General features: G+C 66.1%; 24 protein-coding genes. 7 read left to right on the top strand and 17 right to left on the bottom strand.

The features are described 5' to 3' along the window. The first annotated feature begins 10 nt into the window (after positions 1-10). A complete protein-coding gene (locus ACUJB0_RS08175) occupies positions 11-484 on the top strand; it encodes a GNAT family N-acetyltransferase (RefSeq protein ID WP_444844786.1) in 474 nt (157 codons plus the stop codon). On the opposite strand, the gene ACUJB0_RS08170 is transcribed toward ACUJB0_RS08175, so the two are convergent. The 6 genes from ACUJB0_RS08170 to ACUJB0_RS08145 all read right to left on the bottom strand — a co-directional run bounded on the left by ACUJB0_RS08170 (position 475) and on the right by ACUJB0_RS08145 (position 8,426). After that, on the bottom strand, positions 475-942 hold the full coding sequence (locus ACUJB0_RS08170; RefSeq protein ID WP_444844785.1) for a cache domain-containing protein: 468 nt from the start codon (positions 940-942) through the stop codon (positions 475-477). The genes ACUJB0_RS08175 and ACUJB0_RS08170 overlap by 10 nt on opposite strands. Positions 943-959: 17 nt before the next feature. Beyond that, positions 960-1,511: a nuclear transport factor 2 family protein gene (locus ACUJB0_RS08165; RefSeq protein WP_444844784.1), complete on the bottom strand. Its 552-nt coding sequence runs from the start codon at positions 1,509-1,511 to the stop codon at positions 960-962. A gap of 10 nt (positions 1,512-1,521) precedes the next feature. Continuing rightward, a complete protein-coding gene (locus ACUJB0_RS08160; RefSeq protein WP_444844783.1) occupies positions 1,522-2,598 on the bottom strand; it encodes a porin in 1,077 nt (358 codons plus the stop codon). A gap of 73 nt (positions 2,599-2,671) precedes the next feature. Then, positions 2,672-6,283 (bottom strand): hydantoinase B/oxoprolinase family protein, encoded by a 3,612-nt coding sequence (locus ACUJB0_RS08155; protein WP_444844782.1) that lies wholly within the window; start codon positions 6,281-6,283, stop codon positions 2,672-2,674. A gap of 16 nt (positions 6,284-6,299) precedes the next feature. Next, positions 6,300-7,571 carry an MFS transporter gene (locus tag ACUJB0_RS08150; protein ID WP_444844781.1) on the bottom strand — a complete coding sequence of 424 codons (1,272 nt, stop codon included), beginning with the start codon at positions 7,569-7,571 and terminating at the stop codon, positions 6,300-6,302. Positions 7,572-7,652: 81 nt separating this feature from the next. Next, positions 7,653-8,426 (bottom strand): putative hydro-lyase, encoded by a 774-nt coding sequence (locus tag ACUJB0_RS08145; protein ID WP_444844780.1) that lies wholly within the window; start codon positions 8,424-8,426, stop codon positions 7,653-7,655. A gap of 156 nt (positions 8,427-8,582) precedes the next feature. Between ACUJB0_RS08145 and ACUJB0_RS08140 the strand changes: the two genes are divergently transcribed. Beyond that, positions 8,583-9,518: a LysR family transcriptional regulator gene (locus ACUJB0_RS08140; RefSeq protein WP_444844779.1), complete on the top strand. Its 936-nt coding sequence runs from the start codon at positions 8,583-8,585 to the stop codon at positions 9,516-9,518. 115 nt (positions 9,519-9,633) lie between these two features. Further along, complete coding sequence (locus tag ACUJB0_RS08135) at positions 9,634-11,373, top strand: extracellular catalytic domain type 1 short-chain-length polyhydroxyalkanoate depolymerase (RefSeq protein WP_444844778.1); 1,740 nt, start codon at positions 9,634-9,636, stop codon at positions 11,371-11,373. An 89-nt stretch (positions 11,374-11,462) separates the two neighbouring features. Here ACUJB0_RS08135 and ACUJB0_RS08130 read toward each other — a convergent pair whose 3' ends face one another. Continuing rightward, positions 11,463-13,529 carry a 2Fe-2S iron-sulfur cluster-binding protein gene (locus tag ACUJB0_RS08130; RefSeq protein ID WP_444844777.1) on the bottom strand — a complete coding sequence of 689 codons (2,067 nt, stop codon included), beginning with the start codon at positions 13,527-13,529 and terminating at the stop codon, positions 11,463-11,465. Positions 13,530-13,541: 12 nt separating this feature from the next. Beyond that, positions 13,542-14,165 (bottom strand): glutathione S-transferase family protein, encoded by a 624-nt coding sequence (locus ACUJB0_RS08125; RefSeq protein WP_444844776.1) that lies wholly within the window; start codon positions 14,163-14,165, stop codon positions 13,542-13,544. A gap of 122 nt (positions 14,166-14,287) precedes the next feature. Here ACUJB0_RS08125 and ACUJB0_RS08120 point away from each other — a divergent pair, with 122 nt between their 5' ends. After that, on the top strand, positions 14,288-15,193 hold the full coding sequence (locus ACUJB0_RS08120; protein WP_444844775.1) for a LysR family transcriptional regulator: 906 nt from the start codon (positions 14,288-14,290) through the stop codon (positions 15,191-15,193). A gap of 140 nt (positions 15,194-15,333) precedes the next feature. Here the strand turns inward: ACUJB0_RS08120 and ACUJB0_RS08115 are convergent, their stop codons facing one another. Together ACUJB0_RS08115 and ACUJB0_RS08110 are read right to left on the bottom strand one after the other, a co-directional pair. Then, complete coding sequence (locus ACUJB0_RS08115; RefSeq protein ID WP_444844774.1) at positions 15,334-16,983, bottom strand: hypothetical protein; 1,650 nt, start codon at positions 16,981-16,983, stop codon at positions 15,334-15,336. A gap of 82 nt (positions 16,984-17,065) precedes the next feature. Further along, positions 17,066-17,965: a DMT family transporter gene (locus ACUJB0_RS08110; RefSeq protein ID WP_444844773.1), complete on the bottom strand. Its 900-nt coding sequence runs from the start codon at positions 17,963-17,965 to the stop codon at positions 17,066-17,068. A gap of 146 nt (positions 17,966-18,111) precedes the next feature. On the opposite strand from ACUJB0_RS08110, the gene ACUJB0_RS08105 reads away from it, so the two are divergent. Genes ACUJB0_RS08105 through panC form a run of 3 tightly spaced genes read left to right on the top strand, consistent with a single transcriptional unit; the run spans position 18,112 to position 20,156 of the window. After that, entirely contained in the window at positions 18,112-18,321 is a 210-nt protein-coding gene (locus ACUJB0_RS08105; RefSeq protein WP_161087569.1) for a DUF3460 family protein, read from the top strand. Between the two features lie 18 nt (positions 18,322-18,339). Continuing rightward, positions 18,340-19,278: a segregation and condensation protein A gene (locus ACUJB0_RS08100; RefSeq protein ID WP_444844772.1), complete on the top strand. Its 939-nt coding sequence runs from the start codon at positions 18,340-18,342 to the stop codon at positions 19,276-19,278. A 38-nt stretch (positions 19,279-19,316) separates the two neighbouring features. After that, positions 19,317-20,156 (top strand): pantoate--beta-alanine ligase, encoded by an 840-nt coding sequence (panC, locus tag ACUJB0_RS08095; protein ID WP_161100003.1) that lies wholly within the window; start codon positions 19,317-19,319, stop codon positions 20,154-20,156. Here panC and ACUJB0_RS08090 read toward each other — a convergent pair. The 7 genes from ACUJB0_RS08090 to ACUJB0_RS08060 form a co-directional block, all read right to left on the bottom strand. Next, entirely contained in the window at positions 20,153-20,563 is a 411-nt protein-coding gene (locus ACUJB0_RS08090; RefSeq protein ID WP_444844771.1) for a hypothetical protein, read from the bottom strand. The genes panC and ACUJB0_RS08090 overlap by 4 nt on opposite strands. Before the next feature lie 63 nt (positions 20,564-20,626). Beyond that, entirely contained in the window at positions 20,627-21,835 is a 1,209-nt protein-coding gene (locus ACUJB0_RS08085; RefSeq protein WP_444844770.1) for an EAL and HDOD domain-containing protein, read from the bottom strand. Positions 21,836-21,880: 45 nt separating this feature from the next. Then, positions 21,881-22,525, bottom strand: coding sequence for a protein phosphatase CheZ (gene cheZ, locus ACUJB0_RS08080; protein WP_444844769.1), 645 nt, complete (start codon positions 22,523-22,525; stop codon positions 21,881-21,883). 2 nt (positions 22,526-22,527) lie between these two features. Then, positions 22,528-22,917 (bottom strand): chemotaxis response regulator CheY, encoded by a 390-nt coding sequence (gene cheY / locus ACUJB0_RS08075; protein ID WP_008450066.1) that lies wholly within the window; start codon positions 22,915-22,917, stop codon positions 22,528-22,530. 133 nt (positions 22,918-23,050) lie between these two features. Continuing rightward, entirely contained in the window at positions 23,051-24,121 is a 1,071-nt protein-coding gene (locus tag ACUJB0_RS08070) for a protein-glutamate methylesterase/protein-glutamine glutaminase (RefSeq protein ID WP_444844768.1), read from the bottom strand. A 53-nt stretch (positions 24,122-24,174) separates the two neighbouring features. Then, positions 24,175-24,774, bottom strand: a complete 600-nt coding sequence (cheD, locus tag ACUJB0_RS08065) for a chemoreceptor glutamine deamidase CheD (RefSeq protein ID WP_117013630.1) — start codon at positions 24,772-24,774, stop codon at positions 24,175-24,177. Between the two features lie 9 nt (positions 24,775-24,783). Next, complete coding sequence (locus ACUJB0_RS08060; RefSeq protein ID WP_161093187.1) at positions 24,784-25,653, bottom strand: CheR family methyltransferase; 870 nt, start codon at positions 25,651-25,653, stop codon at positions 24,784-24,786. Between the last annotated feature and the right edge of the window lie 10 nt (positions 25,654-25,663).

Here is a 25,663-nt window from a genome sequence, read left to right as displayed (position 1 = left end):
GGACGTGGGCATGAACATCGTGGTTCGGGAAGCAAGGAATGACGATGCCCAGCTGATTGCCGAGCTCACGCGCGCCGCGTGGGCCGGCAAGGTCAGCGTCACCTCCAGTGGCCACCGCGAGACCGCCGTCCTCGTCGCCGACCACCTGCGCGACGGCGGCGGTTTTATCTTGCTGGTCGATGAAAAGCCGGTGGGTTCGGTACGCTGGCTGCCGCTGGACGCCGAGCCGGACGTATGGGAAGTGTGCCGCATGAGCGTGCTGCCCGAGTACCGGGGCAGCAACCTGTCGCAGCATCTGCTGGAAGCCGTGATTCACCACGGCCTGACCAGCGGCATCGGAGAAGTGCGGCTGGCCGTGCGCAGCGACCAGCCCAAGCTGATCGACTTCTACAGCGCCTTCGAATTCGAGCTGGCCGAAGAACTCGAATACACGCACGCCAACCCGTTGGAGCCGCCGCCGCTGGTGATGCGGCGTTACTTGTAAATCCCGCAGCCGAGGATCACGTCGTCCACACGCTCGACGTAGGTGCGCTTGCCGTCGATCTGGCCGGTGGCGGGATTGGGCCATTTGTAGTCGACCCAGCCCTTGCCTTCCTTGCCCATCCCCACCGCCAGAATGTCCTTGATCAGGAATTTGCCGTCGGCGTCCTTCATCTCCTTGACGTTTTTGCCCACCAGCTTGACGTTGGCGCCGTTGGCCAGCTCCACGCCGTCGCCGTTGGCGCCGAAGGCGAAGATGTACAGGTCCTTCTGGATGAACTGTCCCTTGGGATTATTGAACTCGGCCAGCGCCTTTTCCTTGCCGTTCTTTTTCATGAATTCGGCGGCCTTCTTGACCATCGCCACCGCTTCATCGGCCGTACCCTTCTCCGCCGCGCCGGCGCCCGCGTTGATCAACAGCGCCATGCAACCCACCATCAGGTACTTCAACAGGTTCTTCATTTTCCCAGCTCCTTGGATTAACAACACGAACGTCGATTATTCGATGCCAGCCAGGCCAGCACCGGGCCCACGCCCACCACATCCGCCGCGCGGGCGATGACCGCCTCGGTGACGCACCACGGATACGGCAGCGAGGCCACCCACTTCATCACCGGCTCTAGCGCGGCAGGCGGCAGTATCTGCATGACCTCCACGCTGATGGCCAGCCGCTCGGCCAGGCCGGTGACATCTTCGAAACGCCAGTCATAGCGCCCGCACCCGACCCGCACATTGCCACTACCCTTGTCCGTCATCGCCACCAGCCACTCGCAGCTGAAGGCGGAAACCCCTTTCCCCGGCGGAGGCCCCAGGCAAAAAGTATAGACGTTCTCGTAGCTTTGGCCGAAACGGCGTACCAAAACATCGGCAATGGCGTCGCGTCCCTGCGACAGTGGCGGAAAGGTGATGCTGTCGGTATGGACCTGCATCGACAACAAGGCGTCCTCGCTGAAGGCCTCGGCCAGCAGGTGGGGACGATTGCCATCCTTCGCCAGCAGGTAGCTGTGGATGGTGTGGGCGGGGGAGCGCATGATAGCCGGCTTAGAAGACGTGGCGAATGCCGAGGTTCAGGCCACGGTTGCCGGTGCCACCCTCGATCGCGCTGCCGACCGTGTATCCGGCGCCGTTCTTGTTGCGGATGTAGGCATACACCCCGTACACGTCCGTACGCTTCGACAGGTAATAGCGATAACCCGCCGCCAGCTGCTCCGCATCCTGATTGAAGCTGGTCTTGTCGTTCTTGCGGATGTAGGAGCCGATCCACGTGCCCATCCCCTGCGGCACGGTCACGCCCAGCAGCACCACGCTGCTGTCGATCGACGGCGTCGGCGCCACCGCGTAGCCGAACGGATTGTTCAGGTTACGCGGCAAGGCGCTGTTCATGCCTTTGTCCACGCCGTACGCGAAGTGCGCCTTCGCCACGCCGAAGTCATACAGCGCCGTCAGCACGGTGTTCTTAGCGCTGCTGTTGTTCTTCACGGTGGCCGTATCGTTGTTGCGGTTGTGATGCGCCAGGCGCACCACCAGCGGACCATTCGCGTATCCGACCGAGCCGCCGAACTGGCGCTGCGCAGTGCTGTCGCCCGCCACCTCGCCCACGCCGTAGACCACTTCCGCATTGAAGCCGTTCACCACTGGCGACACGTACTTGACCGCGTTATCCATGCGGCTGGCGCTATTGCCGGTGGACGCCATCAGGTTCTTGGTGTCGCCCGCCGTGCCGGAGCCGAAGGGATCGACCGCCGCCACGGCCAGATACTGCGGCGTGTACTGACGGCCCAGCGTCAGCGTGCCAGCCGTCTTGCTCTGCAGGCCGACGTAAGCCTGGCGGCCGAACAGCAGACCGCCCTGCCCCATCGCGCCGGTATCGGCCTGGAAGCCATTCTCCAGCAGGAAGATGGCCGACAAGCCGTCGCCTAGGTCCTCCGTGCCCTTGAAGCCCAGCCGCGATCCCGACTCCACACCGCTGGTCAGCTTGGTGCTGGAAGCCGCCGCGCCAACGCCGCCGCTCTCGCGCACCACCGCCATGTCGACGATGCCGTACACCGTCACGTTGGATTGGGCCGCCGCCGTACCTGCCAAGGCGCCCAGCGCCAGCGCAAACATAGTCTTGTTCATTTTTTTGTCCCCAGTTGTTCAGGCTCTGATATGGAAGGCGGGATAACGAGCCCTGGCTACCCCGCCCATCTGCTTATTTGATGCCGAAGCCGCCGCCGCCCGGCGTCTCGATCGCGAACACGTCGCCCGCACGCATCTCCGCAGTGTGCGTGGCGCCGAATTCCTCGATCGATCCATCGCCGCGCTCGACCCAGTTGCGGCCCAGCGCTCCAGGCGCCGCGCCTTCCAGCCCGAATGGCGCAATGCGGCGGTGGCCGGCCAGGATGTTGGCCGTCATCGCCTCCAGGAAGCGGATGCGGCGCAAGGCGCCATCACCGCCGCGCTGCGCGCCCTCGCCGCCGCTGCCGCGCCGGATCGCGTGAGTCTCAACCAGCACCGGGAAGCGCCACTCCAGCACCTCGGGATCGGTCATGCGCGAGTTGGTCATGTGCGTCTGCACCGCCGCCGTGCCGTCGAAGCCCGGCCCCGCGCCGGAACCGCCGGCGATGGTTTCGTAATACTGGTGCTCTTCGTTCCCGAAGGTGAAGTTGTTCATCGTGCCCTGCGAGGCCGACATCACACCCAGCGCGCCGTACAACGCGTCGGTGACGTACTGCGACACTTCCACATTCCCCGCCACCACCGCAGCCGGATAGCGCGGGTTGAGCATCGAGCCTTCCGGGATGATGAGATTGAGCGGCTTGAGCACGCCCTCGTTCATCGGGATGTCGCTGTCGATCAGCGTGCGGAACACGTACAGCACTGCCGCCTTGCAGACCGACAGCGGCGCGTTGAAGTTGGTCGGACGCTGCTCGCTGGTGCCGGTGAAGTCCACCGTGGCGCTGCGGCTGGCGTGGTCGATGGTCAGCTTCACCTTCAGCACCGCGCCGTCGTCCATCTCGTAGGCAAAGCTGGCGTCGCGCAGGCCGCCGATGGCCTTGCGCACCGCCGCCTCGGCGTTGTCCTGCACGTGCTGCATGTAGGCCAGCACCACGTCCTCGCCGTAGGTGGCCACGGCCTTCAGCAGCTCATTGGCGCCGGTTTCGCAGGCGCCCAGCTGGGCGATCAGGTCGGCGATGTTCTGGTCGATATTGCGGCTCGGCCAAGGACCGGCGCCAAACAGCCCGCGCACCAGCGGCTCCATGAACACGCCCTTGTCGACGATCTTGATGTTATCCAGCAGGACGCCCTCTTCCAGGATGCTGGTGCTGTTCGGTGGCATGGAACCAGGCGTGATGCCGCCCACATCGCCGTGGTGGCCGCGCGCGGCGACGTAGAACAGCGGCTTGTCGCTGTCGCCATACACCGGGCAGACGATGGTGATGTCCGGCAGGTGCGTGCCGCCGTTGTAAGGCACGTTAAGCACATACGCATCGCCCGGCGCCATCGTGGCCGCGTGCTGGCGGATCACGCACAACACGCTGTCGCTCATCGAGCCCAGATGCACTGGGATGTGCGGCGCGTTGGCGATCAGGTTGCCGTGGCGGTCGAAGATGGCGCAGGAGAAGTCCAGCCGCTCCTTCATGTTGACCGAATAGGCGGTGTTCTCCAGCGTGGTGCCCATCTGCTTGGCGATCGCCATGAACAGGTTGTTGAAGATCTCCAGGTGGATCGGATGCACGGCGGTGGTCATCTTGTGCGCGCTGCCGGCGGCTGCGCTGCGCTCCAGCATCAGCGTATGGTCGGGCAGCACGTGCGCGGTCCAGCCGGCGTCCACCACGGTGGTGGCGATCTCCTCGCGGATCAGCGCGGGGCCGACCACGCGGGCGCCCACCGGCAGCTCGGCACGCACATGCAGCGCGATCGGCACGGTCTGGCCATCGACGTAGCTGTAGACGCGGCCCGGCGAATCGCCGCCGCCACCGGCAGGCACTTCGATGACGAAGTCCGCGCCATCGCCAGCGCCTATCGCTTCGGCGGACACCGATTCGATCACCAGCGGCTGGCCTTCCATGACGAAGCCGAAACGGCCGCGATACAGCGCCGCAAAGGCCTCGCTCATCTCGGCCATGCTTGCCAGCGGGATGACGAAGGCGGAATCGCTGTCCTCATACTTCAGCCGCGCGCACAGTTCCACGCGAATGTCCTCCTGCGCCACCTGCTGCTCCAGCAGTTCGGTGGCGGCGTCGCGCGCCAGGGCCACCAGCTGCGGCCCCAGGTCGGCCAGTGTGGCCTCGCTCAACGGTTGCTCGACCGCGCCCTCGCGCATGGCGCGGATGTCGGCCAGGCCCATGCCGAACGCGGACAGCACGCCGGCGAACGGATGGATCACGATCTTGGTCATGCCCAGCACATCGGCCACGCGGCAGGCGTGCTGCCCGCCGGCGCCGCCGAAGCAGCACATGGCGTAGCGGCTGACGTCATAGCCGCGCTCCACCGAGATCGACTTGATCGCCTGCGCCATGTTGTCGACCGCCACCGCCAGGAAGCCGTCGGCCACCGCGGACGGCGACAGCCGCGTGCCGGTTTCGCGGGCGATCTGCTCGGCCAGTTCGCCGAAGGCGCGCACCACCACGTCGCGATCCAGCGGCTGGTCGCCATTGGGGCCGAACACGTGCGGGAAGTGCTCCGGCTGGATACGGCCCAGCATCACGTTACAATCGGTGACGGTCAGCGGACCGCCCTTGCGGTAGCTGGCCGGCCCCGGATTGGCGCCTGCCGATTCCGGCCCGACCTTGAAGCGGCCGTTCTCGAAACTGCAGATCGAGCCGCCACCCGCCGCCACGGTATGAATGTGCATCATCGGCGCGCGCACCCGCACGCCGGCCACCACGGTCTCGAACACGCGCTCGTAGGCGCCGTCGTAGTGGGCCACGTCGGTCGACGTGCCGCCCATGTCGAAGCCGATCACCTGTTTCAGGCCGATCGCCTCGCAGCTCTTGACCGCGCCGACGATGCCGCCGGCGGGGCCGGACAGGATCGCGTCCTTGCCCTGGAAGCGGCCGGCGTCGGTCAGGCCGCCGTTAGACTGCATGAACATGATGCGCACGTCGCCCGTATCGGCCGACACCCGCGACACGTAATCGCGCAGCACCGGCGACAGGTAGGCATCCACCACGGTGGTGTCGCCACGGCCGACGATCTTCATCAAGGGGCTGACCTGGTGGCTGACGGAGATCTGCGTGAAGCCCGCCTCCTCGGCCAGTGCCTGCAGCCGTTGCTCGTGCTGCGGATAGCGGTAGGCGTGCATCAACACGATGGCGATGGCGTCGATGCCCATGGCGCGCAGTCCCACGAACTGGCCGCGCAAGCGCTCCTCGTCCGGCACTTCCAGCACCTCGCCGCGCGCGCCGATGCGCTCATCGATCTCGATCACTTTTTCGTAGATCAGATCCGGCAGCTCTATGCGCATGGCGAAGATGTCCGGCCGGTCCTGGTAGCCGATGCGCAGCTGGTCGGCGAAGCCGCGCGTGATCGCCAGCGCGGTGCGTGCGCCCTTGCGCTCCAACAGCGCGTTGGTGGCGACGGTGGTGCCCATCTTGATCACTTCGATCTGCTCGGCCGGCAGCGGATCGCCGGTCTTCAGTCCGAGCATGTCGCGCATGCCCTGCGTGACGGCGTCGTCGTAGCGCTCCGGGTACTCGGACAGCAGCTTGTGCGTAACCAGCTTGCCGTCCGGACGGCGCGCGACGATGTCGGTGAACGTGCCGCCACGGTCTACCCAGAACTGCCAGCGGAGTTGTTGGGTGGGGATGTCGTTTTTCATGGTGTTACCTCTAAATTCAAGATTCAAGTTGTTTGCCGGCGGTCTCGGGCAGCGTCAGCGCGGCCAGGATCATCACGCCGTAGGCCGTACCGGCGAATACGCCGATCGCCTCGCCCAGCGCCATCGACTGACTGCTCATGCCGATCATCAGCGGGAACAGCGAGCCGACCGCACGCCCCATGTTGTAGCTGAAGCCCTGGCCCGAGCCGCGGATCTCGGTCGGGAACAATTCGGTCAGGAAGGCGCCCATGCCGCTGAACACACCGGACACGCAGAAGCCCAGCGGGAAGCCGAGGAACAGCATCACGCCATCCGTCACCGGCAGCCGGGTGTAGGCCAGCGCGATGCACAGCGAGCCGGTGGCGAACAGGATGAAGTTCTTCTTGCGGCCCAGGTAGTCGGTCAGGAAGGCGCTGACGATGTAGCCCACATACGAGCCGACGATCACCATCGCCAGGTAGCCGCCGGTGCCCAGCACCGTCAGATGGCGTTCGGTCTTCAGGAAGGTCGGCAGCCAGGTGGTGATGGCGTAGTAGCCGCCCTGGGCGCCGGTGGTCAGCAGCACGGCGCGCAGCGTAGTGCTCAGCATCTTCGGCGCGAAGATCTGGGCGAACGAGGCGCGGTCCGCCGGCGCCACCTTCTTCTGCTGCGCCACGAATACCTCTGGTTCATCGACAAAGCGGCGGATGAAGATCACGAACAGCGCCGGCAGGATCCCCAGCAGGAACAGCGAGCGCCATGCCCATTCGGCCGGCAGCAGCGAGAACATCAGCGCATACAGCAGCGCCGACACGCCCCAGCCGATCGCCCATCCCGCCTGCACCATGCCGACCGCCTTGCCACGGTCCTTGGCGCGGATTACCTCGCCGATCAGGATCGCGCCGGCGGTCCATTCACCGCCCATGCCGAAGCCCATCAGGCCGCGCGCCACCAGCAGCTGCGTGAAGTTCTGCGCCAGTCCGCACAATACGGTGAAGAGGGCGAACCACAGGATGGTCAGCTGCAGCGTCTTGACGCGGCCGATGCGGTCCGACAGGATGCCGGCGATCCAGCCGCCAGCGGCGGAAGTCAGCAGCGTGACGGTGCCGATCAAGCCGGCGTCGCCCTTGGACAGGCCCCAGGTGGCGATCAGCGTCGGGATCACGAAGCTGAGGAACTGCGTGTCCATCGCGTCGAGCGCGTAGCCGATCTTGCAGCTCCAGAAGGTGCGGCGCTCCTTGCCGGTCAAGGCGTGGAACCAGGCGAAAAATCCTTCCGGCTGGGTGGTTGATAGAGCTCTGGTGTTCATGGTGGTCCCCTTTTGTCAGATGTAGCACTCCCCTGCGGACGCGCTGTGCGGGTCCGTCGCGGGTGCCACTTTGGTTTTAAATCAGAACGCTGCTAAAGATGAATTCAGTATGTCCGTCACCAGCATGTAGCCTGGCTGGTGGGTGATCACCAGCGGCAGGCGCGCATGGCGTATGGCTTCCTGCGGCGTCACGCCGCATGCCCAGAAGACCGGTATCTCGTCCGGCATGATCTCGACCGGATCGCCGTATTCGGGCCGCGCGATGTCGGCGATGCCGATCAGCGCCGGGTCGCCCAGGTGTACCGGCGCGCCATGCACGGCCGGATAGCGGCTGGTGATCTGGATCGCGCGGATCGCGTCGGCCGCCTTCATCGGGCGCATCGACACCACCATCTCGCCGCCGAACGGGCCAGCGGCCTGGTTGCGGATGTTGGTGCGATACATGGCGACGTTGCGGCGCTGTTCGATGTGCCGCAGCTTGATGCCGGCTTCGATCAGCATCTGTTCGAACGAGAACGAGCAGCCGATCGCGAACACCACCAGGTCGTCGCGCCATACGTCGTGCAGCGCGTGGGTTTGCGACGCCAGCTGGCCGCCCCGGTAGACGTTGTAGCCCGGGACGTCGCTGCGCAGGTCCATGTCGGCGCCCAGGCGCGGTACGTTCCACTGGCCAGGCTCGCCCACCGCCAGCAGCGGGCAGGCGCGCGGATTGCGCTGGCAGAAGAGCAGGAACTCGTCGGCATGCGCCTGCGGCAGGATCACCAGGTTGGCCTGGGCGTACGGGCCGCAGTAGCCGGAGGTCGGCAGGCGGAACTCGCCGCTGCGTACCTTGTGACGTAATTCGAGTGGGTTCATTGGATGGCTCTCTGTCAAATCATGAATAACTTGCATGAGTTAAGAATAAACTTGAATACCCCTACAAGCTATCTAGTTATTTTTGCTGTTGTTGTATAGTTTTTCTTACCACTCCGCGCTATCTTGGTGCGTCAGGTTAAGGTATTCTTGTTTGCTATGAACACCCGCTTCCTGGAGACCTTCGTCACCCTCGCCCAATTGCGCAGCTTCCGCGCCACAGCCCGCGCGCTGCATGCGACGCCGGCCGCCATCTCGCTGCGCATCAAGACGCTGGAAGAGGAACTGCAAACGGAGCTGATCGACCGCACCAGCAAGGACTTCCGCCTGACCGCCAACGCCGAATACCTGCTGGCCCACGCCAAGGCGGTGGTCGACGCCACGCGCCGGCTGATGGCGGCGGCGCAGAAGGACAGCGCGATCCGCGGCCGCCTGCGCGTGGGCGTGATCGAATCGGTGGTCCACAGCTGGCTGGCGCAGTACGTCCGCGAGTTGAACACCATGTATCCGGAGCTGGAGGTCGACCTGACCGTCGACATGAGCAATGTGCTGGAGCGGCGCCTGCGCGCGCGCGAGCTCGATCTGGTGATCCAGGTCGAGGGCGTCGAGAGCAGCGACATCGTCTCCGAAGCGCTGGCCGTGTATCCGCTGCACTGGATCGCCCGCAAGGGACTGATCGACACGCGCAAGGAAGGCCTGAACCAGCGCCTGCTGGCCCTGCCCATCCTGACCTTCGGACGCGGCACGGCGCCGCAGCGCATGATCGAGGAGATCGTCAGCAAGATGGCCAACCTGGCGATGGTGCCGCTGGAGCAGGCGCGCATCACCTGCTCGCCGTCGGTGGCGGCCATCGTGCAGCTGGTGAAGGACGGCTACGGCGTGGCGGCCATCCCAAGCCTGTTCGTGGTCGACGCGCTCAAGAACGGCGAGTTCATCGAACTGCCGGTGCAGCCGGAGCCGCCGGCCATCATCGTCTCGATGTGCTTCCACTCCAACGCCGAGATGCTGGTGCACGCCGCAGCCAACGCCGCCCGCCAGTCCTGCGCAGGCTACTGCGCACAGATCGATCCCCGCTACATCAAGTCGCTGGGCTGAGTTCACATTCCGCCGAATGCACAACAGTAAAAATACTGGGGTGCGCGTGTGCGCGCGTTTTTGAACTACTATTTTCCTTCGCCGGCGGCCCCTCAAAACGACAACGGAGACAATCATGGCCAACCACATCAAGCGATTGGTGTCGCACGTATTCGTCTGTACGATCCTGCTGGCGGCGGCTTGCTTCGCGCAAGCGGTGACCGCCGGACCGGGCACGTGGAGCGCACAGCAGACCTGGGCCGCCGACAGCGTCAACGGCGGCAATCTGACCGGCTACTTCTACTGGCCCGCGTCGCAGCCCACGCTGGGCGGCAAGCGCGCGCTGGTGCTGGTGCTGCACGGCTGCCTGCAGACGGCAAGCGGCGACGTGATCGACAGCGCCAGCGACGGTGGCTTTAACTGGAAAGCGATGGCCGACCAATACGGCGCGGTGATCCTCGCGCCCAACGCGACCGGTAACGTCTACAACAACCACTGCTGGGACTACGCCAACACCACGCACACGCGCAGCGCCGCCGGGCACGACGCCATCCTGCTCGACCTGGTCAGCCGCTTCGTCAACGATCCGCAGTACGCCATCGATCCCAAGCAGGTCTATGTGACTGGCCTGTCGTCGGGCGGCGGCGAGACGATGGTGCTGGGCTGCCTGGCGCCGGACATCTTCGCCGGCGTCGGCATCAACGCCGGTCCGCCGCCTGGCACCACCACCGCGCAGATCGGCGCGGTGCCGTCGGGTTATACCGCGACCACGGCGGGCAATCAGTGCAAGGCGATGGCGGGCGCCAACGCCGGCGCCTTCGCCACGCAGATCGCCGGTGCGATCTGGGGCACTTCCGATTTCACGGTGGCCCAGGCTTACGGGCCGATCGACACGGCCGGCATCCGCCTGGCCTACGGCGGCAGCTACAGCAAAGGTGGCGCGGTGTCAGTGGCGGGCGGCGGCAGCAACGTGCCCTACACCGACAGCAACGGCAAGCTGCGCACGCACGAGATCACGGTGACCGGCATGGGCCACGCGTGGCCGGCCGGCAGCGGCGGCCAGAACACGAATTTCGTCGATAGCACCAAGGTCAACTACCCTGCCTTCGTGATGGATTTCTGGTTCAAGAATAATCTGCGCGTGTCGTCGGTGGCGGGGCCAGTGATGACTTCCTGCGGCACCACGGTGGTCAGCGGCAGCGGCGTGACCATCAGCGGCGCGGCCACGGCCAGCGGCGCCGTCGCCAGCTATGCGGTGCAGCTGAATGGGCCAACCGCGATCAATGATGCGGCTGCCGGCAGCGGGGCAAGCTTCAGCAAGAGCTACAACGTGGCCAGTGGCTATTACACAGGCAGTGTCACCGCCACCGACACGCTCGGCCAGGTCTCGACCTCGTGTCCATTGGCGCAGTTCCTGGTCGGCAGCGCGCCGGTGCTGCCGCCGCCGACGGGACTGAGCGCCGGCACGCCGACCTCCAGCGCCGTGGCGCTGGCCTGGAACGCCGTCAACGGCGCCACCGGCTACAACGTGTATCGCAATGGCGGCAAGTTGAACGCGTCGCCGTTGAGCGCAACCAGCTACACCGCCACCGGTCTGGCGGCAAGCACCAGCTACAGCTTCGCCGTGTCGGCGGTCGGATCGGCCGGCGAGAGCGCGCTGTCGACGGCGATCAACATCACCACCGCGCCGGCGTGGAGCTGCACGGCCGTCAGCGCCAGCAACTATGCCCACGTACACGCGGGCCGCGCGCACGACAGCGGCGGCTACGCGCTGGCCAACGGCTCCAATCAGAATATGGGACTGGACAATCTGTTCTACACCACGATGCTGGCGCAGACGGCGGCGGGCTATTACGTCATCGGCGCGTGCCCCTGATCGGCGGCTGGCCCTGTTCAGTGGCGGCCCCGGTCGGCGCTTGTGCCTGATAGGCGCTTGTTCCTGACCGGCGCCCGATGCGCGCGACACTACAGTGCGAGTGTGATGGCCGCGCTGCCGGCGGCGGGAACTGCGGAGCATAGCAGCACCTGCCCCGGTGCGATCTCCGCAGCGCACGCACGGGTGTATTCGACCTCGCCTGCGACCAAGCCAACCGCGCAGGCGCCGCACTGGCCCGAGCGGCAGCTTGATTCGGCTGGCACGCCCTTGGCTTCGGCCAGCGCCAGCAGGCTGTCCGCGCTGCCGTCCCACAGCGCCGTCATGCCCGATTGAGCGAACTGCACCGGCACCGGCGGGCCAGCATGTAAAGCGGCGGTCGCGTTGGCGGCGGCGGTCGCGCTTGCGCCGATGGCAGCATTGGCGGCCGGCTTGGCATCGCGGCGCACGCTGGCCGGGCCGAAGGCCTCGAAGCGGATGCGCGCGTCTGCCACGTTCAGGCCGCGCAAGCCGTCGTACATTTGCTGCATGAAGGCCGCCGGACCGCACAGATAGAAATCGTAGTCGTCGAATGGCAGCTGGGTCTTCAGCCAATCGACGTCGATACGGCCGCTGCTGGACTGCCAATTGGCGATGTCGCTGCCCTCACCGTCCGCGCCGCTGTAGCGTATGTGGACATTGAGGTTGCGGTGGCCAGCCGCCATCGTCTGCAAGTGCGCGGCAAATGCATGCTCGTCGCGATTGCGCGCGCCGTGGAAGAAGTGGATGGCGTGCCGGTGCCGCGTGCGGCTGCCGTTCACCAGCAGGCCATTCAGCATGGCGATCATCGGCGTGATGCCGATGCCGGCCGACAGCAGCACCGCCGGGCGCCGCGTGCCCCGCTCGAAGACGAAATCACCGCCAGGCCCCAGCAGTTCGACGCGCGCGCCCGGCACCAGATGGTCGTGCAGCCAGCCGGAGACAGCGCCGTCGCGCTTGACGCTGATGCGATAGCGCCGGCCATTTGGCGCGTCGGACAGCGTGTAGCTGCGGATGCGCGGCACACCTTCGCCACCGGCCGGCGCGCGCAGCGAGATGAACTGGCCCGGGACATGTGCGGCGACCGCCATGCCATCGGCCGGCTCCAGATAAAACGATTGCACGGTGGCACTTTCGCGCACCACCTCGGCGACGGTATAGGGCCGCCACGCGCTGGTCAGCGCGGCCGCTTCCAATACGCGGTCCGCCTCTTCCCAAATGCCGGTGCGTGCCACCTGCGCTGCCGGCTTCGGCTCGCTCCAGCGGAACGGCAGCGCCCCCACATTGCGCACCACCTCGCGCACATGAAAACGCAGCAGCTGCTCGGCGCCGGCGAAAGCCCGCAACTGCGCGCCTTCCCAGATAATCTCCGCCTCCACCGCCACATGCAGCATGTCGCCACGTTCGAAGTCGATGAACAGCAAGCCCGCGCGCGGATGGGCGAGCAGATTTCCCATCGTGTTGAAGAAGAAGTTGCCGACAAATTCTGGCGACGTCAGCGTGCGCTCATCGTCAATCCGCACAAAGCCTGGCCGCCCGCCGCGATGCGAGACATCCACGCCGCGCCCCGCCTCGGTCTCCAGGTTGGCGCTGGCGATGAAAAAGGTATCGGCGCGGGCGATCAACTCGCGATCCTGCGCGCTCAACGCACCGGCGCGCAGCACCTGCGGCGTGGGCACGGAAGGCACCGGCGTCTGCACGCGGTCCTGGATGTACTGTGGGCAGTTGCCGAAGCTCTGCGTCACAGCCACCTGCATGCGGCCGTCGTCCATTGCGGCGATCACACCGTTGACGCGGTTGCGCCGGCGCGTGGTGGGAACCAGTCCCAATCCGCCGATATGGGCGCCCACGCGCAACTGACCTTGCAGCGGATCGCCCGCCAGCATGCCGCCGTCGACGCGCAGCGTGCGCTCATCGGGCGTCGAGATGAAACCGGCGTCGTTGACCAGCATGGTAGCCCACGGCTGCCCCGCCCCATCGAGCGCGCCGAGGAAGAACAGCGGCAGCTCGCCGAAGAACTGGCGATGCTGGTCCGGCATGTAATCGCGCACACCGGCACTGCCGGCGCCAGCCATCTGTTCGCGCACGCCGACCCGCTGTTGGATGGCCAGTTCACCCGCATGGAACGGCGAGACGCTCATGATGGCCTCCGCTTAAATGGTTTCGGGCGCCAGGCCGCAGACGGTGGCCTGCATCGGCACGAAGCCCGGCAGCGCGCGCACGTTGGCCAGCCAGGCGCGGATGTTCGGGTAAGGCTTGAGCGACACGCCACCTTCCGGCGCATGCTCGATGTAGCTGAACGCGGCGACATCGGCGATGCTGGCCTGCTCGCCCAGCGCGAAGCGGCGGCCGGCCAGCTCGACCTCCATCACGTCGAACAGCCGCACCGCGATGCCCTTGGCACGCTCGTGATCGAACGGCAGGCCGAACGCCACCACCAGCCGCGCCACGCACGGGCCGTAGGCGATCTTGCCCGATGCGTTGGACAGCCAACGCTGCACCGTGGCAGCCGCCACCGGTTCGCGCGGCAGCCAGCGGCCGCTGTCGTCGTATTTCGAGGCCAGGTAGACCAGGATCGCGGTCGAATCGGGGATGGTCACGTCGCCGTCTTCCAGTACCGGCACTTCGCCGAAGGGGCTGCGCGCCAGATGCTCGGGCGTGCGGTTCTCGCCGGCGCGCATGTCGAGCGGGACGAATTCATACGGCAAGTTCAACAGGCTGAGGAACAGGCGCACGCGGTGGGTGTGGCCGGAAAGGAGGGAGCCGTATAGTTTCATGGTGAATGTCCTGTGACGTTGAATAGTCTGGCCAGTATATTCAGCTACAATCGTGCCGATAAGCTGGACAAAACCGGACACTCAGTTCACTCTAGGTGGACAATCATCTTCCCCACCCTGCCATGGCCGATTTAAGCACCGTCAACCTGAACCGCCTGATCACCTTCGTCGCCGTGGTGGACGCCGGCTCGCTGACGGCCGCCGCCGAGCGCCTGGGGCTGGCCAAGTCCATGGTCAGCAAGCACATGCAGCTGCTGGAGGCCGAAGTTGGCGTCGCCCTTCTGCTGCGCTCGACCCGCAAGCTGTCGCTGACCGAGGCCGGTCGCGCCTTCTACGATTCCAGCCGTCAGCTGCTGCTGCAGGCCGAACAGGCCATCGAACAGGCGCGCAGCGGCCGCGCCGTCCCGCAAGGCACGCTGCGGGTGGCGGCTCCCATCGACTACGGCGTGATGGTGGTGGCGCCGGTGCTGTCGCGGCTGCGGCTGCGCTATCCGGCGTTGAAGGTCGAACTGGTGTGCGGCGACAGCCTGATCGATCTGATCGCCGAGGGCATCGACGTCACGGTCAGGCTGGGCAAGCTGGCCGATTCCGGCTACATGGCGGCGCGCGTTGGCCGCATGGTGCGCCTGCTGGTGGCCAGTCCGGATTTCGTGGCCCGCCACGGCATGTCGGCCGATCCGCAGGCGCTGGCGCCGCTACCGTATATTTCGTTGACGGTGCTGCGCCAGCCCAACGTCTTCACGCTGGTGGATCATGCCGGCAATCACAACGAGGTCAGGATGCGTAACATCGTGTTCTCGACCAACACCGCCCCCGCCTGCCGCGCCGCCGCGCTGGCCGGCGACGGCGTGCTGCGCGCGACCTGGTTCTCGGTGAAGGAGGACGTGGCGGCCGGCCGCCTGGTGCGGCTGCTGCCCGAGTGGTCGCTGCCGGAGGGCGACATCCACGCGGTGTTCCCGGCCACGCCGCACCTGCCGCAAAAGGTGCGCGTGTTCATCGACGCGCTGAAGGAAGCGGCGGGCGACTAGCGCGCAACTGCCACGGCGGCCGTAGCGCGTCCGCGCCACCTGTGCGACTACTGCGACGGGGTCCGGCGACAGTCCGGGCCTGATCCAGCGCGGCTACTGCGGTGGCCGGCGGCGGCGGCACAGGCGTGCCGCCAGTGCGGCTACTGCGGCGGCGGACGGCGGCGCAGGCGCGCCACCAGCGCAGCCGCCGCCACTGCCGCAAAGCCGAACCACAGCCAGGTCGCCAGCACCGACGGCGGCTTGCGTTCGCTCGGCGCGGCGGCGTCGCGGAACGAGGCCGGCAGCCCGCGCGGCGCCACCGGGACGATCTTCCAGTCCGCGTGATTGGCCGGCGCGCGCTGCTGGTATTCATGCAGCGACATCACCGGCTCGCTGCCAAACGCGCGCGACGACGGGAACTGCGGTATCCGCACGAACAGCAGCGCTTCCAGATCCTGGCCGAGTTGCGCCTCCAGCTGCTCGCTGCCGGCGCGGCCCGGCACGGCCAGGCGCGTCAGCAAGTCCTCGGCGATGGTGTTGAAGGCCACGAAGGGCAGCAGCTCGGTGCGCTCGGTCTTGAGGTAGTCGTAGGCGCTCTGCCCGCTGGCGAGGCTGACCTCTTTGAAGGCCATGTACGGCAAGGCCACCGCCGCCTTCAGCGGACTTTCGCCGCCCACGCGCGGGATCTTCCAGCCCAGCGTGCGCAGCGTTTCAACGTTGATGCCGGCGCAGTTGGTGCTGGCGTGGCGGTAGTGGAAATCCTGCCGGTAGAAATGGTTGAACACCCGGCTGATCGCCTCCTGGTACAAGGCCGGCGCGCGCTGGTCCTTCAGCACGGCCACCAGCATGTAGGACGGCCTGTACCAGGCCTGGCCGCTGTTGAGGTCACCCATGTAGGCGTCCATCGGCAGGATCGAGGCGACGATGCCTTTTTCGCTGATCGAGGCCAGGCTGTAGAAATTGTTCACCAGCCAGTTGTCCCACTCGCCGGCCGGGCCGAAGCGGCCGGTGGCGACGGCGAAGTGGCCGCCGTAGGATTCATCGTCGTCGCCCTGCGCGCCGTTGAGCATGAAGGCCAGCACCGGCCTGCCGGCCAGCGGCAGCGGCGCGCGGCCGCCGTCGCGCCGCCACAAGGTGCGGCTGTCGAATGGCGCGGTGGCGCCGCCATGCGCGGCGCGCACCAGGCTTTCGACCGTCTCGCCGCCGGCCAGCGGCTGGCTGGGCGCCGCCGCGCCGATGGCGTAACGCTTGGGCCACAGCGTGCGCACCACGAAGCGCTCCTCGGTCAGCGCGCCGCGCGCCTTGACGTCGCCGCCGGCAAAGAACGTCAGGCTGGCGGGATCGACATAGGAACGGTTGGTGGACAATTTGGGCGTCAGCTCGACCGCCAGCGAGGCCGCGCCGTCGGCCCGCGCCAGCCGCGCGTCCGCGCCCAGGCGGCCCTCGGCCACATGCGGCGAGCCTATCCACACCAGCGGCGGCGGCTGGTCGCGCGGGCGCCCGCGCCCGCTGATCATCCATGCCAGGACGTCTTCCTGCGCCCGCAGCCGGGGCGCGTAGCCGGCCGGGTCGGTCTTCGCCACGGCGATCATGTCATCGTTGAAGTACCACAGCGCCTGCTCGGGCGCCGCGCAGTCCTGGCAGCGGGCGGTGGCCAGCTTGAACCGTTCGGTGGGATAAAGGCCCAGCAGCCCGGGCGCCAGTGCGTCCCGCAGGCTGGGCTCGGCGGGTGCCGCGTGGGTAGGCGTGGCGGCGCCGATCAGGGCCGCTGCCGCCAGAATGCCAGTGGTGGTGTATGCGCTGTGCCACATGCTGTCGCTCCCAAGAAAGATGGCGAAGCTGCAGTGTAAAGTGGCCCGGCAAGCAGTTTGTTACGCTCCGTCAACGTTTCAGCTAGCGCCGCGCCGACACCACGATGCCGCCGACAATCAGCGCGAACGCGGCCACGTGGTAGCCGTGTGGCGCGTCGCCCAGGAAGGCGGCCGACAGCACGGCCGTGAACAGCGGCGTCAGGTTGACGAAGAAGGCGCCGATCGCCGGTCCCGCCGCCTGCACGCCCGCGCCCCAGCAGCGGAAGGCGATCACGCCCGGCCCGGCCGCCACGTAGGCCAGCGCGGCCGCCAGCGTCCAGCTCCACTGCACCTGCTGGGCGCCCAGCGCCTGTTCGCCCAGCGCGAAGCCGCCCGACCACAGTACGCCGAACGCCACCTGCGCCAGCAGGAAGCCGGCCCAGTCGGCGCGCAGCGCGGCCGGTTCACGGGCCCGCGTCAGCAGCCAGCTGTAGAGCGACCAGGCGATGGTGGCCAGGATCATGAACAGGTCGCCCGCCACCAGCCGCAGCTCCAGCACGTGGCGCCACTCGCCGCGCGCCAGCACCAGCAGCACGCCGGCGATCGACAGCACGGCGCCGGCCATCTGGCGCCGGCTGACCGGCACGCCGAAGAACAGCCAGCCGGTCAGCATCATCCACACCGGCATGCCGGACGCCACCAGCGTGACGTTGATCGGGGTCGAGGTTTGCAGCGCCATGTATTGCAGCGTGTTGTACAGGCCGATGCCGAGCAGGCCCAGCATCGCGTATTGTTTCCAGTAGCGCCACATGCCGGCCCCACGCGAGAACACCGGCCCGGCCAGCGGCAGCAGGATGGCGCCCGCCAGCACCCAGCGCAACAGGTTCAACAGCACCGGCGGCAGCTGGTCGTGCACCAGCCGGCCGACGATGGAATTGCCGGCCCATAGCAGCGGCGGCAGGGTCAGCAGGAAAACGGTGCGGGGCGTCAGGCGGGTGCTCATCGGGGGTTTTATCGGGGAAACTATGCAATATTGCAACTTAAGCATAGCCGATTCCGCCATTTCTCGCTGGCGGCCACCGATAGGATTGGCGTCCGGCTGCTGCGGCGCGGTAAAATAGCCGTTGCTGATCCACCCACTTGAAAAATATGAAACTCTCCAAACAACATTCGATGTACGAATCCGAGCACACCCTGTTCATCAAGGCGCTCAAGGAAAAGAATCCGGGCATGGAAGCTGGCCAGCAACAGGGCCGCGCCCTGCTGTGGGACCGTCCGCCGGTATCGCTGGACGAGCAGGAGCGCCAGATGAAATCGGCCATCAAGCAACAAGCCTACGTCTACCAGAACAAGGTCTAAGCATTCAGGGCGGCAAGGATGTTGCCAGACGATACGGCTGAAGTGCAGCCGCCAGCAAGCGACGGCGAACTCGCCGGCGTGGCGGCGCCACTGTCGCCGGAGCTGGCCGACGCCGCCGCCGTGACCGATGCCGTGGCCGACGCAGCCGCCGCCGAGGCGGCCGCCGTCACCACCGAAGTGGCCGCCCTCGCCCGCCTGTACGGCGAGCCGCTGCTCAAGCTGCCCAACGACCTGTACATTCCGCCGGACGCGCTGGAAATCTTCCTCGACGCCTTCGAAGGTCCGCTGGACTTGCTGCTCTACCTGATCCGCAAGCAAAACTTCAACATCCTCGACATCCCGATGGCGCAGCTGACGCTGCAATACCTGAAATATGTCGACCAGATCCGCCTGTCCAACCTGGAACTGGCCGCCGAGTACCTGCTGATGGCGGCCATGCTGATCGAAATCAAGTCGCGCATGCTGCTGCCGCAGCGTCCGTCCGAGCTCGACATCGAGAGCGACGACCCGCGCGCCGAGCTGGTGCGCCGCCTGCTGGAATACGAGCAGATCAAGCTGGCCGCCTACGACCTGAACTCGATCCCGCAGCTGGACCGCGACTTCGTGCGCACCCAGATCTTCATCGAGCAAAGCCTGGTGCCGACCTGGCCCGAGGTCGAGGCCATCGACCTGCAGCAAGCCTGGCTGGACGTGATGAAGCGCGCCAAGCTGACCCAGCACCACAAGATCAGCCGCGAGGAACTGTCGGTGCGCGAGCACATGACCGGCATCCTGCGGCGCCTGCAATCGAGCCGCTTCGTCGAGTTCGCCGACCTGTTCGACATCGCCGGCGGCGTGCCGGTGGTGGTGGTGAACTTCGTCGCGCTGCTGGAGCTGGCCAAGGAAACCCTGATCGAAATTACCCAGGCCGAGCCGTTCGCGCCGATCTACGTGCGGCTGGCGTATTCGCCGGCCTGAACGGCGCCCCACCCATTCCCATTACGCCCATAGCGACCATGAAAATCATCACTTCCATTGAAGAACTGCGCGACCAACTCAGCGGCCAACTGCGCACCGCCTTCGTCCCGACCATGGGCAATCTGCACGAGGGCCACCTGTCCCTGATGCGCCTGGCGCGCAAGCACGGCGACCCGGTGGTGGCGTCGATCTTCGTCAACCGCCTGCAGTTCGGCCCGAACGAGGACTTCGACAAATACCCGCGCACCTTCCAGGCCGACGTCGAGAAGCTGGAGAAGGAAGGCGTGTACGTGCTGTTCGCGCCGACCGAAAAGGACCTGTACCCGGAGCCGCAGGAATTCCGCGTGCGTCCGCCGGACGACCTGGGCAACACGCTGGAGGGCGAGTTCCGTCCCGGCTTCTTCACCGGCGTGACCACCGTGGTGCTCAAGCTGTTCTCGTGCGTGCAGCCGCGCGTGGCCGTGTTCGGCAAGAAGGATTACCAGCAGCTGATGATCGTGCGTAACATGAGCCGCCAGTTCGCGCTGCCGACCGAGATCATCGCGGCCGAGACCTACCGCGCCGACGACGGCCTGGCGCTGTCGTCGCGCAATATGTATTTGTCGCCGGCCGAGCGTGCCGAGGCGCCGGCGCTGTACCAGAGCCTGAACTTTGTCGCCAACGAAGTGCGCGCAGGCCATCTGGACGTTTTCCAGCTGGAGCATAAGGCGATGGAGGACCTGGCCAAGCGCGGCTGGAAGCCGGACTACATCTCGATCCGCAAGCGCATCGACCTGCAGCCGCCAAGCGCGGGCGACCTGGCGCAAGGCACGCCGCTGGTGGTGCTGGCCGCCGCCAAGCTGGGCTCGACCCGCCTGATCGACAATCTGGAAATCTAAGGCTTGACCGGCGGGGCCGCAGGCGCCGTCGGTGTCAATGGCTGCACGGTGACGCCCTGCGGCGTGACCTGGATGAGCACGGCCGGCACCGCAGCGGCGGCCGGCGCGGCCGGCGCAACCGGCTGCGCCTTGGGGATGGCGTTGTTCAGCATGAAGGTCATCACCGTGACGACGATGGTGATCCCCGCCGCCAGCACGCCCACCATCCATTTGACCATCTGCGAGGTGGCCCGCTGGAAAGCGCTCTCGATCTTCGCCATGATGGCTTCAAGCTTGGCATCGGTGGCGTCGAAGCGGGCATCAACCGCGCCGAACCTGGCGTCACTCGTGCCGCTGACGGCAGCCAGCCTGGCGTCGAGGCCCTCCACCTTGGCATCGATATAGTCTTTGTCGGCATTGGAGTTCATAGGCCGATGATCCGCCCCGCAACCTGCCCTGTCAACGCGCGCACGCGCGCCGCTTGAGACGGATCAGGCGGCGACGTTTTGCGCCCAGGCCAGCGCGGAGAGGTGGGCGCGGTTGACGTCCTCGGGCGCCAGCTTGAGCCCGGCCGCCAGCGAGGCCACCAGGTCGGAACTGAGTTCGCAGGCCTCGGCCAGCGCCAGGAACGGCCCGTACTTGCCGCTGCGCGTGAGCAGCGCGGCCACCACGTCGTCGGACAGCTGGATGTTGGCCAGCACCTCCTGCATGGTGATGCCCAGCAGCCGGTCCAGCAGCGAGAACATACCCGCCACGAACACATTCTCCGCCTCGCTCTTGCCCAGCGCGGCCTGCGCCAGCAGCTCGGCCAGGCGGCCGCGCACCACCGCCGTCTCCAGCAGCACCGGCGAATAGCCCGAGGTGCTGGCCGTGGCCAGCAGCAGGGTCAGCCAGCGGTACAGTGGCGTGTAGCCCAGCAAGGTCAGCGCCTGCCGCAGCGACTGGATCTCGCGCCCGGCGCCGAAGCCGGCCGAGTTGATGAAGCGCAGCAGCTTGTACGACAGCGTGGCATCGCGCTTGAGCACGGCCTCCAACTGGGCGATGTCGGCGTTCTGCCGCACCATCTGCATCAGCTGCATGATGATGGTCTGGGCCGGATTCAAACCCTTGGAATTGGTGCTGGGGCGCGGCGTCAGGTGCAGCTTGCCGACAAAGGCGTTCAGGCCCAGCGCCGCGCAGGCGTCGAAGTCGGCCCAGTTGCTGACCGGGCGCGCCACCATGCCCACGCTGGACTGCTTGAGCGCGGCGTACGCGCGCGCCTGGCTGCCGACGTCGGCGCCGGAAAAGCGCACCTCGACGTACGAGGCGATGGTCGGCAGGCGGCTGCCGATGCGGGCCAGGTCGGCCTCGCGCAGCAGCACGCCGACGCCGCCCGCGCGCAAGCCTTGCACGGCGGCCAGGGTGTCGGGATTGGCCAGTTCGGCCGTTTTGAGGGAGAGCACGGTGCGCTCCGGCGGCAGCCGGTGCAGCGCGTCGGCCGACAGCATGGCCGGCACCGCGTCGAGAAACAGGATTTTGTCGCGCAGCAGCCAGTTGTCGTCGTCGTCGACCACCTGGCCGGCCACGAAGTCCAGCAGCGCCTCCAGCGCGGCGGGCGACGATGGCGCCGCCCCCTGCTGCTGCCAGCAGAGCTCATACCCAACCACGCGCTGCTTGGGGTCCAGCAGCGGCTCACGGACGATGAAATTGGTCTGATGCATGATGCTCGTCTCGGAGGAAGCCCGCGGCGAACGGGCCGGTACAGATCAGAAGCCCAGACTATCCAGCAAGTCGTCCACCTGCTCCTGGTCAGCCACCACGTTCTCGCGGGTCGGATCGATCTGCGGTCCGTTCAGCAAGCCGTTGTCGATTTCCTTCTTCATCTGGTCAGGCGCGAAGTCGATCAGCATCTGCACCAGCTGCTTCTCCAGGTTTTGCGCGATCGAGGTGACTTTCTTGATCACCTGCCCCGTCAAGTCCTGGAAATCCTGCGCCATCATGATGTCCATCAGGTGCGCCTTGGTCTGCGAGGTGCCGGCGGTGGCGCCCTCCAGCGCGGCCACGGTCTGCTGCGCCAGCGCGCGCCATTGCTCGTCCGAGGCGCCGGCCGCCAGCAGGCCGTTCCACGAGGCGCTCAGCTGCCTGGCGTCACCAGCGATCTGGTCCTGCAGGGGACTGGCCGCGTCGGTGGCGTTGAGCACCTTTTGCGCCGCGTCTTCGCTCAGGCGCGCCACGTAGTCCAGCCGGTCGCGGGCGTCCGGGATGTCGGACGCCGCTTTTTCGATCAATTTATCCAGCCCCAGACCGCGCAGGCTTTCATGCAGGGCGCGCGTCATGTGACCGATGCGCGCCAAAAACTCTTCGTTCGGCTCCACCGCAGCCGCGGTGGCGCCGCCTTGTTGCTCAACCATCATCAAGCTCCGAGCTTCTCGAAGATCTTGTTGAGCTTTTCATCCAGCGTCGCGGCGGTGAACGGCTTGACCACGTAACCATTGGCGCCGGCCTGGGCCGCCGCGATGATGTTTTCCTTCTTGGCTTCGGCGGTCACCATCAACACCGGCAGCTTGGCCAGCGCGGGATCGGCACGGATGTTTTGCAACATCGTCAAGCCGTCCATGTTCGGCATGTTCCAGTCGGACACGACGAAGTCGAACGATTCGGCACGCAGCTTCGCCAGCGCCATCACGCCGTCTTCGGCCTCGTCGACATTGGCATAACCCAGTTCTTTTAACAGATTCCGGACGATGCGGCGCATCGTCGAAAAATCGTCAACGACTAAAAATTTCATCTTTGGATCAGCCATGAATTACTCCGTTGTTTCTCTACGCGGTTGTTAATAGTATCTGCAATTGCCAGCAAGTTGTAGGATAGCATTTTCGTTGCTTGAAGGCGAACAAAGTAGCAGTAAAACGTCACACTTGACGATTTAATGCTTTTTATACCCGCAAAGCGCGCATGCCGTGGGCCGCCAGGTAGCCCAGCACCATGCCCGGCAGCGCCTGCAGCGCCCCCACCTCGTGGGCGGCGCCGACCGCGATCGCCTCGCGCGGCATGCCGAACACCACGCAGCTGGCCTCGTCCTGGGCGAAATTATACGCCCCGGCCTGCTTCATCTCCAGCATGCCGGCCGCGCCGTCCTTGCCCATGCCGGTCAGGATCACGCCGACCGCGTTCTTGCCGGCGCACTGGGCGGCCGAACGGAACAGCACATCCACCGACGGCCGGTGGCGGTTGACCGGCTCGGCCTGGTCGATCTTGGTCATGTAGTTGGCGCCGCTGCGGGTCAGGTACAGGTGCGAGTGGCCGGGCGCGATGTAGGCGTGGCCGGGCAGCACCCGCTCGTTGCCGGCCGCTTCCTGCACCGAGATCTTGCACAGCGAATCGAGGCGCTTGGCGAACGAGCGGGTGAAGCCTTCCGGCATGTGCTGGGTGATCAGGATGCCGGGGCAGTCGGACGGCATCTGCATCAGGAATTCGCGGATCGCCTCGGTGCCGCCGGTGGAGGCGCCGATGATGATCAGCTTTTCCGACGAGGTCAGCGGATTGCGCAGCTGCGGCAGCGGCGCCTGGCCCTCGGCGCCCGGCTGCGGCAAGGTGCGGGCCCGCACCCGCGCCTTGGAGGCGGCGCGGATCTTGTCGGTGATCAGCTCGGTGTACTCGCGCATGCCGGCCTGGATCGAGATCTTCGGCTTGGTGACGAAGTCCACCGCGCCCAGCTCCAGCGCGCGCATGGTGATCTCCGAGCCGCGCTCGGTCAGCGAGGACACCATCACCACCGGCATCGGGCGCAGGCGCATCAGCTTTTCCAGGAAGTCGAGGCCGTCCATCTTGGGCATCTCGACGTCCAGGGTCAGCACGTCGGGGTTGGTCTGCTTGATCAGCTCGCGCGCGACCAGCGGATCGGGGGCCGTGCCCACCACTTCCATGTCGGGCTGGCTGTTGATGATCTCGCTCATCACGCTGCGGATCAGCGCGGAGTCGTCGACGATCAGGACTTTGATCTTCATAATAAAATGCTACTTTCCGGGCAAAAGGCCCACTATCATTATCGCTAACACTATTAAAACAGGTCGATCTCGCCGCCCACCGGCGCCACCTTGAGGCGGCTGGCGTATTCGATCTCGCGCTTGGCCAGGGTGTCGTTGTGGGTCTGCATCAGCTTCTTGACCAGCACCTTGCCGGTGCGCGGGAAGAAGTACACCTTGCGCGGGTGGATGTCGTTCAAGTCCTCGGCCACCACGCGGATCTTCTCGACCTTGAGGAAGTTCAGCACGAAGGCCGCGTTGCGTTCGCCGACGTTGATGGCGGTGAAGCCCTTGAGCACGGCGCCGCCGCCAAACACCTTGGCCTCCATGTTCTCGCGCTTGGCGCCGGCCTTGAGCAGGTCGTTGATCAGGATCTCCATCGCGTAGGTGCCGTAGCGGGCCGAGGCCGACACCGGGCTGTTGGTGTCGCTGCCGCCGTCGGGCAGCATGAAGTGGTTCATGCCGCCCAGGCCGGTCACGCGGTCGCGGATGCAGGCCGACACGCAGGAGCCCAGCACGGTCACGATCAACATGTCCTTGTTGGTGAAGTAGTACTCGCCCGGCAGGATCTTGGCGGCTTCACAGTCGAACGTCCTGTCGTAATACACGTTCGTGGCAAATTGTTCGAGGTCCATGGTTTACTCTCATGTACGTTGCGTTGCCTTGAGGGCAGCGCCACGGTGTTGATCGTCCAGCTCGTACACCGTCTTGCCGCGTAGTTTGAGCGACTCCGACACGTAGAGGAAATTCTCCGAGTGGCCCGCGAACAGCAGGGCGTCCGGTTTCATCAATGGGACAAAGCGCGACAGGATCTTGCGCTGCGTGGCCTTGTCAAAGTAAATCATCACGTTGCGGCAAAAGATCACGTCGAACGGGCCGCTGATGGGCCAGCTGTCGGCCAGCAGGTTGAGCTGCTTGAAGGTGATCATGTTGCGCAATTCGGGGCGCACGCGCGCCATGCCCTCGCGGTCGCCCTTGCCCTTGAGGAAAAAGCGGCGCGAGCGCTCGGGCGACATCTTGTCCAGCCGGTCCATCGTGTAGACCCCGTTGGCGGCCGTGGCCAGCACATTGGTGTCGATGTCGGTGGCGATGATGTGGCAGTTGGGGGTGAGCGTGTTGAACGCCTCGCACACGGTCATGGCGATCGAATACGGCTCCTCGCCGGTCGAGCTGGCCGAGCACCAGATGGTGATCGGCTCGCGCTTGTGCTTGATGTGCTCGGCCAGCAGCGGGAAGTGGTGCGCCTCGCGGAAGAACGAGGTCAGGTTGGTGGTCAGGGCGTTGGTGAACGATTCCCACTCCTCGCCCAGGCGGCCGGCCTCGAGGTCGTCCAGGTACTTGCCGAAGGAGCCGATGCCGGTGGCCCGCAGGCGCCGCGCCAGGCGGCTGTACACCATCTCCTGCTTGCTGTCGGCCAGCGAGATGCCGGCCCGTTTGTAGATCAGGCCGCGGACGCGTTCGAAGTCCTTGGCGTTGAAGTCAAACTCTTTGACGGTGTCTTTGGTATGCGGCATATGTTAAACC

It is taken from the genome of Duganella caerulea (genome assembly GCF_040362985.1).
GTDB lineage: Bacteria > Pseudomonadota > Gammaproteobacteria > Burkholderiales > Burkholderiaceae_D > Rugamonas > Rugamonas vulcania.
This window is presented reverse-complemented; position numbering and strand designations above follow the sequence as displayed.

What these genes read in the sequence shown, in the direction of transcription:
- ACUJB0_RS08175 (WP_444844786.1), top strand. Translation starts at nt 11, where the DNA reads ATGAACATCGTGGTTCGGGAAGCAAGGAATGACGATGCCCAGCTGATT.
- ACUJB0_RS08170 (WP_444844785.1), bottom strand. Translation starts at nt 942, where the DNA reads ATGAAGAACCTGTTGAAGTACCTGATGGTGGGTTGCATGGCGCTGTTG.
- ACUJB0_RS08165 (WP_444844784.1), bottom strand. Translation starts at nt 1,511, where the DNA reads ATGCGCTCCCCCGCCCACACCATCCACAGCTACCTGCTGGCGAAGGAT.
- ACUJB0_RS08160 (WP_444844783.1), bottom strand. Translation starts at nt 2,598, where the DNA reads ATGAACAAGACTATGTTTGCGCTGGCGCTGGGCGCCTTGGCAGGTACG.
- ACUJB0_RS08155 (WP_444844782.1), bottom strand. Translation starts at nt 6,283, where the DNA reads ATGAAAAACGACATCCCCACCCAACAACTCCGCTGGCAGTTCTGGGTA.
- ACUJB0_RS08150 (WP_444844781.1), bottom strand. Translation starts at nt 7,571, where the DNA reads ATGAACACCAGAGCTCTATCAACCACCCAGCCGGAAGGATTTTTCGCC.
- ACUJB0_RS08145 (WP_444844780.1), bottom strand. Translation starts at nt 8,426, where the DNA reads ATGAACCCACTCGAATTACGTCACAAGGTACGCAGCGGCGAGTTCCGC.
- ACUJB0_RS08140 (WP_444844779.1), top strand. Translation starts at nt 8,583, where the DNA reads ATGAACACCCGCTTCCTGGAGACCTTCGTCACCCTCGCCCAATTGCGC.
- ACUJB0_RS08135 (WP_444844778.1), top strand. Translation starts at nt 9,634, where the DNA reads ATGGCCAACCACATCAAGCGATTGGTGTCGCACGTATTCGTCTGTACG.
- ACUJB0_RS08130 (WP_444844777.1), bottom strand. Translation starts at nt 13,529, where the DNA reads ATGAGCGTCTCGCCGTTCCATGCGGGTGAACTGGCCATCCAACAGCGG.
- ACUJB0_RS08125 (WP_444844776.1), bottom strand. Translation starts at nt 14,165, where the DNA reads ATGAAACTATACGGCTCCCTCCTTTCCGGCCACACCCACCGCGTGCGC.
- ACUJB0_RS08120 (WP_444844775.1), top strand. Translation starts at nt 14,288, where the DNA reads ATGGCCGATTTAAGCACCGTCAACCTGAACCGCCTGATCACCTTCGTC.
- ACUJB0_RS08115 (WP_444844774.1), bottom strand. Translation starts at nt 16,983, where the DNA reads ATGTGGCACAGCGCATACACCACCACTGGCATTCTGGCGGCAGCGGCC.
- ACUJB0_RS08110 (WP_444844773.1), bottom strand. Translation starts at nt 17,965, where the DNA reads ATGAGCACCCGCCTGACGCCCCGCACCGTTTTCCTGCTGACCCTGCCG.
- ACUJB0_RS08105 (WP_161087569.1), top strand. Translation starts at nt 18,112, where the DNA reads ATGAAACTCTCCAAACAACATTCGATGTACGAATCCGAGCACACCCTG.
- ACUJB0_RS08100 (WP_444844772.1), top strand. Translation starts at nt 18,340, where the DNA reads ATGTTGCCAGACGATACGGCTGAAGTGCAGCCGCCAGCAAGCGACGGC.
- panC (WP_161100003.1), top strand. Translation starts at nt 19,317, where the DNA reads ATGAAAATCATCACTTCCATTGAAGAACTGCGCGACCAACTCAGCGGC.
- ACUJB0_RS08090 (WP_444844771.1), bottom strand. Translation starts at nt 20,563, where the DNA reads ATGAACTCCAATGCCGACAAAGACTATATCGATGCCAAGGTGGAGGGC.
- ACUJB0_RS08085 (WP_444844770.1), bottom strand. Translation starts at nt 21,835, where the DNA reads ATGCATCAGACCAATTTCATCGTCCGTGAGCCGCTGCTGGACCCCAAG.
- cheZ (WP_444844769.1), bottom strand. Translation starts at nt 22,525, where the DNA reads ATGGTTGAGCAACAAGGCGGCGCCACCGCGGCTGCGGTGGAGCCGAAC.
- cheY (WP_008450066.1), bottom strand. Translation starts at nt 22,917, where the DNA reads ATGGCTGATCCAAAGATGAAATTTTTAGTCGTTGACGATTTTTCGACG.
- ACUJB0_RS08070 (WP_444844768.1), bottom strand. Translation starts at nt 24,121, where the DNA reads ATGAAGATCAAAGTCCTGATCGTCGACGACTCCGCGCTGATCCGCAGC.
- cheD (WP_117013630.1), bottom strand. Translation starts at nt 24,774, where the DNA reads ATGGACCTCGAACAATTTGCCACGAACGTGTATTACGACAGGACGTTC.
- ACUJB0_RS08060 (WP_161093187.1), bottom strand. Translation starts at nt 25,653, where the DNA reads ATGCCGCATACCAAAGACACCGTCAAAGAGTTTGACTTCAACGCCAAG.